Source organism: Sphingobium cupriresistens, from assembly GCF_004152865.1.
GTDB classification, from domain to species: Bacteria; Pseudomonadota; Alphaproteobacteria; order Sphingomonadales; family Sphingomonadaceae; genus Sphingobium; species Sphingobium cupriresistens.
This window is the reverse complement of the sequence record NZ_SEOO01000117.1, coordinates 1-1,365: the sequence shown is the minus strand read 5'-3', so window position 1 is coordinate 1,365 and position 1,365 is coordinate 1. Positions and strand designations below refer to the sequence as shown.

At 63.6% G+C, this 1,365-nt stretch carries 1 protein-coding gene; it reads left to right on the top strand.

Features of this window, described 5'->3' with window-relative positions; genetic code table 11:
• The first annotated feature begins 104 nt into the window (after positions 1-104).
• Positions 105-1,301, top strand: a complete 1,197-nt coding sequence (locus tag EWH12_RS21855) for an IS256 family transposase (protein ID WP_088185222.1) — start codon at positions 105-107, stop codon at positions 1,299-1,301.
• The last annotated feature ends 64 nt before the right edge of the window (positions 1,302-1,365 follow it).

Genomic DNA, 1,365 nt, shown 5'->3' with positions numbered 1-1,365 from the left:
GGTCGTGTCCCACGGGGTGGTGTAGGAAGGTTTCCCTGAGAGGGTGGCCACCGTCGATCTTCTGGTAGGGTTCGGATGCGAACTCGAACCTGGAGAAGAAGACGATGACCGATGACAGAATGGCCCTTGTTGAGCTGATCGAGCAAGGGGCTGACAGCGATTTGGTGCGCGAGATGCTGGCTTTTGCCGCTGAGCGCATGATGGATCTGGAGATTGAGGCCAGAACCGGTGCGCCCGCCGGCAGTCGCAGCCAGTCGCGACTGAACCACCGCAACGGCTACCGCGAACGGGGATGGGACACCCGTGCCGGTCGGATCGATCTGGCGATCCCGAAGCTGCGCAAAGGCAGCTACTTTCCGAGCTTCCTGGAGCCGCGCCGCACCGCCGAGAAGGCCTTGGCAGCGGTGATCCAGGAGGCCTATGTGCACGGCGTCTCGACCCGTTCGGTCGACGATCTGGTTAAGGCGATGGGCGCCAGCGGCGTATCGAAGAGCCAGGTCAGCCGCCTGGTTGCCGAGATTGACGAGCGGGTGAACGCCTTCCTCACCCGCCCGATCGAGGGCGAGTGGCCCTATTTGTGGATCGACGCCACCTACCTCAAGGTGCGTGAGGGCGGACGGATCGTCTCGACGGCGACGATAATCGCCGTTGGCGTCAACACCGATGGCCGCCGTGAAGTTCTGGGCGTCGCCACCGGCCCTTCGGAGGCGGAGCCCTTCTGGAAAGCCTTCCTGCGTTCGCTGGCGGATCGCGGACTGCGCGGGGTGAAGCTGGTCATCGCCGATGATCACAAGGGACTGCGCGCTGCCGCCAGCAAGGTGTTTGCCGCGAGCCAGCAACGCTGCCGGGTGCACTGGATGCGCAACGCGCTGGCCCATGCCGCGCCCAAACAGCGGCCCGCCGTGATTGCCATGATCAAGACGATCTTCGCGCAGGAGACGACCGAAGCGGCGCACCAGCAGTGGGAGCAGGTCGCCGATGCCCTGCGCGAGAAGTTCCCGAAGCTGGCCGACATGATGGACGCATCGCGCGAGGATGTGCTTGCCTACATGGCGTTCCCGAAGGATCACTGGGCGCAGATCGCGTCCACCAACCCGCTGGAAAGGGTGAACAAGGAGATTAAGCGAAGGGCCGATGTCATCGGCATCTTTCCCAATGATGCCTCCGTCATACGCCTCGTCGGCGCGCTGATGCTGGAGCAGAATGATGAATGGGCGGTGTCACGCCGCTACATGACGCTGGAAACAATCGGCGCGGTGAGCCATAACCCCATTGTCAGCCTGCCAGCTCTGGCTGCCTGACCCGAACCCGATCCCGATCCTGCCGTGGATTGACGGTTCCTACACCACCTCCTGGGACACGACC